Raw genomic sequence first — 5,132 nt, forward strand, 5'->3', positions numbered from 1 at the left:
CTGATCCTGATCGCCGGCATCGACACCACCTGGAGCGCGATCGGTGCCTCGCTGTGGCATCTGGCGCAGACGCCTTCCGATCGCGCCCGCCTGATCGCGGAGCCCGCGCTGATGCCGACCGCGGTCGAGGAATTGCTGCGCGCCTACTCGCCGGTCACGATGGCGCGCGAGGTGATGAAGGAGACGGTGGTCAGCGGCTGCCCGATCAAGCCCGGCAACATGGTGCTGTTGTCGTTCCCCGCCGCCAACCGCGATCCCGCCGCCTTCCCGGACGCCGGCAAGGTCGTGATCGACCGCAAGGAGAATCGCCACGCCGCCTTTGGGCTCGGCATTCACCGTTGCGTCGGCTCCAATCTCGCCCGCATGGAAATGACGGTTGCGATCGAGCAATGGCTGAAGCGCATTCCCGATTTCAGGCTGGACCCCGCCGGCCGGGTCACCTGGTCGGAAGGCACGGTGCGCGGACCGCGCCAGCTGCCGATGCTGTTTGGAAAGACGAACTGAGCTGTTACAATCGGTTGAATCTGATCCCCGGAGACCTCTGTGACAGATCAAGCCCTGAACCCGGCGGCCGATGTTTTCGAACTCGCCGACGTGCGGCGCCGGATCCGGGCGATCCTGATCGGCTCGGCCGGCAATCTTGTCGAATGGTATGATTTCTACGCCTATACGGCGTTTGCGCTGTACTTCGCTCCCGCATTCTTCCCGCAGAGCGACCCGGTCGTGCAGCAGCTCAACGCGGCGGTGCTGTTCGCGGCAACCTTCCTGATGCGGCCGCTCGGCGGCTGGCTGTTCGGCTTCATCGCCGACCACCACGGCCGCCGGCTGTCGTTGACGCTGTCGGTGGTCTGCATGTGCTTCGGCTCGCTGATCATCGCGGTGACGCCGACCTATGCCGCGATCGGCATCGCCGCACCGGCCATCCTGGCGCTGGCGCGGGTGATCGAGGGGTTGAGCCTTGGCGGCGAATACGGCGCCAGCGCGACCTATCTGAGCGAAGTCGCCGACGCCAGCCATCGCGGCTTCTATTCGAGCTTTCAATACGTCACCTTGATCGGCGGCCAGCTCACCGCGATCATCGTGCTGCTGTTGCTGCAAAAGGTGTTTCTGACGCCTGAGGAATTGAAGCAATGGGGCTGGCGGATTCCCTTCGTGATCGGCGCTCTCCTGGCGATTTTCGCGGCGGTGATGCGGCGCAAGCTGCCCGAGACCGATGCGTTCGAAGCGGCAAAGAAGATCGCCAGGCCGAGCGGCTCGATCCGCGGCCTGCTGGGCTATCCGCGCGAGCTGCTGCTGGTGGTGGGCCTGACCGCCGGTGGCACCGCCGCGTTCTATACCTTCACGACCTATATGCAGACGTTTGTCAAATTGTCGGTCGGCCTCAGCGAAGATCAGACCACGCTGGTGATTTTCGGATCGCTGATCTTTGCCACCCTGCTGCAGCCGATTTACGGCGCGCTCTCCGACCGCATCGGCCGCAAGCCGCTATTTGTCTTTTTCGGCGTGGCCGGCACGCTGTCGACGATACCGATCCTGACCACGTTGAAGGAGACCAAGTCGCCGGTGATGGCGTTTTTGCTGATTTGCGCGGCCTGGATTTTCGTCGCCGGCTATACCTCGATCAACGCCATCGTCAAAGCCGAGTTGTTTCCGACCAGGGTCCGCGCGCTCGGCGTCGGCCTGCCCTACGCCATTACCGTGTCGGTGTTCGGTGGAACCGCGCCCGCGATCGCGCTGTCCTTCAAGAGCCTGGGACATGAAGACTGGTTCTACTATTATCTCAGCGGCGTGATTTTTCTTTCGCTGCTCATCTACACCACCATGCGTGACACCAAGCATGCCTCGGCGATGCATCGGCACGAATAAGCTGCGAAAGCGCGTAGGGTGGGCAAAGTGCAGCGTTTCCGAAGTTCGAATCATATCGAAGCTTGCGCTGCTGCGCTCCCTCTCCCGCTCTTCGCGGGGGAGGGTCGGGGTGGGGGTGCCTCCACGTACACACCTCCCGCGTCTGCCCCCACCCCAAACCTCCCCCCCGCAGTGCGGGAGAGGGAGCGAGAGAGCAACGCTCGGAAACGATTGGTTTCACGGAATCGCTCGGCTGGATTTGAAAAGCTGGTGGGCACGCCATCGGGTGCGCGCGTTCGCGCGACCCGTTGGCTTTGCCCACCCTACGGCCGAACCGCTTGGAAAGGCCGACCGAGCTGTTACAATCGTCGGCCTGTGAAGGAATATTCTTGAGAGCATAGCGTGAGAGATGGCCGACGAGCAGGACGAACCTCCGATCTCAAAACTGACGCGCAGCAAGCAGCGCTGGGCGCGCGAGGGCCGTTTCCTTACCGGAAAGACTTCCCGCCCGGAACAACAACGCCTGCCGCCGGGGCAGCATCTGACCAGGGACTGGCCCGTCCTCGACCTCGGCCTGACGCCTGCCATTTCCCGCGAGCGCTGGCGGCTCGACGTCTATGGCGCGGTCGAACAGCCGGTGTTCTGGGATTTTGCAGCGTTCACCGCGCGGCCGCAGACGAAGTTCATGTCCGACATCCATTGCGTCACCACCTGGTCGCGCTACGACAATCAATGGGAGGGGCTTTCGACCCGCGATCTGCTGGAAGCCTGCCGGCCGCGCGACGAGGCGCGTTTCGTCGTGCTGCACAGCCATGACGGCTACACCACCAATCTGGCACTGGCAGATTTTGCCGCCGAAGATGCACTGCTCGCGCACAGCTGGTCCGGTGCGCCCCTTGAGCAGGAACACGGCGGCCCGGTGCGGCTGGTGGTGCCGCACCTCTATTTCTGGAAGAGTGCAAAATGGCTGCAAAGCATCGAATTCCTCGCAGCCGACCAGCCGGGCTACTGGGAAGTCCGCGGCTATCACAACCGCGGCGACCCCTGGAAAGAAGAACGCTATTCCGGCGACTGACGCCGGGATCACCTCTCCCCGCTTGCACCCGTTTGCGGGTTGAGGGAGAAGTGATCCGTCGTCACTCCCCATCGCGGTAGAGGTGACGATGACCCGAGCCACGGAGAACGCGCATGCCCACCGAACGTTTCCAATTCACCGGTGAGGGTGGTTATCAGCTCGCGGCGGCGCTCGATCAGCCCGACCGGGAACCGCGGGCCTATGCGCTGTTCGCGCACTGCTTTACCTGCGGCAAGGATGTCTTGGCCGCGAGCCGGATCGCGCGGGCGCTATCGGCCAAGGGCATCGCGGTGCTGCGCTTCGACTTCACGGGCCTGGGCTCCAGCGAAGGCGATTTTGCCAATTCCACCTTCTCCTCCAACGTCGCCGACCTGGTGCACGCCGCCAACCACCTGCGCGAAACCCGCAAAGCCCCGGCGATCCTGATCGGCCACAGCCTTGGCGGCGCCGCGGTGCTGGCGGCGGCCGCGCAAATTCCGGATGCAAGAGCCGTCGTCACGATCGCCGCTCCCTCCGATCCCGCCCACGTCACCGGCCTGTTTGCCGATCGTCTCAAGGACATTCGCGAGCACGGCGAGGTCGAAGTCTCGCTCGCCGGCCGGCCGTTTCACATCAGCAGAGAATTCCTCGACAATATCGGCGAACACAATCTGATGGCGCACATCGCCAAACTGCAAAAGGCGCTGCTGGTCATGCACGCGCCGACCGACGATACCGTCGGCATCGACAACGCGACCCGCATCTTCGTCGCGGCCAAGCATCCCAAGAGTTTTGTGTCGCTGGCGGACGCCGATCATCTGCTCTCCAAAAGGGCCGACGCCGAATACACAGCCGATGTCATTGCCGCCTGGTCCACCCGCTATCTCGATGCGGTCACATCGGAGCCAACGGCCGTTGCCGCCGAAGCGCCGCGCCACGTCGTGGTGCGCGAGACCCGCAACAGCAAATTGCAGCAGAGCATAGCGGTCGGGCCGCATCGCATGCTGGCCGATGAGCCGGTTGCCGCCGACGGCGAGGACTCAGGGCCCGGACCCTATGACTTCCTGCTGGCCGGCCTCGGCGCCTGCACCTCGATGACCATGCGGCTCTATGCCGATCGCAAGTCGCTGCCGCTCGATCGCGTCACGGTGACGCTGCGGCACAACAAGATCCACGCGGAAGACTGCGCCGAATGCGAAACCAAAGCCGGGATGCTCGACCAGATCGACCGGGTGATAGCCATGGAGGGCAAGCTCGATACCGCGCAGCGTGCAAGATTGATGGAAATCGCCGACAAGTGTCCGGTGCATCGCACCCTGACCTCGGAGATCCATATTGTGACGACGGCCGCGGATTGAACGCGCCGGCGGTCGAGCCTATAAAACGCTCTAGAGCGAACGTTCTGGAGGAACCAGCCAATGCCGGCCGTGGCCCGGATCGACCCCAAGATCGTTTTTACGCCCGATGAATGGAGCCGGCTGACTTCGCGCAGCTCGCTGCGGGGCATCTGGCTCGTCGTGCACGCCTGGGCGACCATCGCCGCGGCGATCGCGCTGGTCGTGCTCTGGCCCAATCCCCTGACCTGGCTGATCGCGGTGATGATCGTCGGCACGCGGCAGCTTGGATTGGCTATTCTGATGCATGAAGCTGCCCATGGCGGGCTGCACGCCAACCGGGCGATCAACGAATGGATCGGACAATGGCTGTGCGCGGTCCCGGTCGGCGCCGACCTCGCCAGCTATCGCTCCTATCACCTGCAGCATCACAAATTCACCCAGCAGCCCGAGGATCCCGATCTGGCGCTGTCGGCGCCGTTTCCGATTAGCAAGGCGAGTCTTGTCCGCAAGGCGATCCGCGATCTCACCGGCCAGACCTTTGTGAAACAGAGACTGCCGCTGTTGCTGTCGCTGTTCAGGCGCAGCGATGCCGACGACCCCATCTCGCATGAGAGTTTTGTCTCCGCGGGCAAAGACAAGATGGCGCGCTTCCTCAGCGTGAACGCGCTGATGTTCGGCCTGTTCATCATAACGGGCGCGGGCATCTGGTACTGGGGGGTCTGGGTGGTTGCGATGGCCACATGGTTGCCGCTGGTGACGCGGATCCGCAACATCGCCGAGCACGCCTGCACTTCCACCGGCGAAGACCCCTTCAGCCACGCCCGCACCACCCACGCAGGCGCCATCGAGCGGCTGTTGATCGCGCCCTATTGGGTCAACTATCACGCCGAGCATCA

General features: G+C 63.7%; 5 protein-coding genes. All 5 read left to right on the plus strand.

Going from position 1 to position 5,132, the window contains the following annotated elements; all coding sequences use genetic code 11:
* Positions 1–504: cytochrome P450 (locus ABSG20_RS29340; RefSeq protein WP_423867959.1), on the plus strand; the 504-nt coding region annotated here is incomplete at its 5' end.
* A 39-nt stretch (positions 505–543) separates the two neighbouring features.
* Positions 544–1,866: an MFS transporter gene (locus tag ABSG20_RS29345; protein WP_423867960.1), complete on the plus strand. Its 1,323-nt coding sequence runs from the start codon at positions 544–546 to the stop codon at positions 1,864–1,866.
* A 388-nt stretch (positions 1,867–2,254) separates the two neighbouring features.
* Positions 2,255–2,920 (plus strand): sulfite oxidase-like oxidoreductase, encoded by a 666-nt coding sequence (locus ABSG20_RS29350; RefSeq protein WP_423867961.1) that lies wholly within the window; start codon positions 2,255–2,257, stop codon positions 2,918–2,920.
* Positions 2,921–3,033: 113 nt separating this feature from the next.
* A complete protein-coding gene (locus ABSG20_RS29355) occupies positions 3,034–4,257 on the plus strand; it encodes a bifunctional alpha/beta hydrolase/OsmC family protein (protein WP_423867962.1) in 1,224 nt (407 codons plus the stop codon).
* Between the two features lie 60 nt (positions 4,258–4,317).
* Positions 4,318–5,132: fatty acid desaturase family protein (locus tag ABSG20_RS29360; RefSeq protein ID WP_423867963.1), on the plus strand; the 815-nt coding region annotated here is incomplete at its 3' end.

Origin of the sequence: Bradyrhizobium sp. (assembly GCF_049512235.1) — a bacterium.
Taxonomy (GTDB): Bacteria; Pseudomonadota; Alphaproteobacteria; order Rhizobiales; family Xanthobacteraceae; genus Bradyrhizobium.

Excerpts from the sequence above, each read along its gene's own strand:
- ABSG20_RS29350 (WP_423867961.1), top strand. The coding sequence starts at position 2,255 with ATGGCCGACGAGCAGGACGAACCTCCGATCTCAAAACTGACGCGCAGC.
- ABSG20_RS29355 (WP_423867962.1), top strand. The coding sequence starts at position 3,034 with ATGCCCACCGAACGTTTCCAATTCACCGGTGAGGGTGGTTATCAGCTC.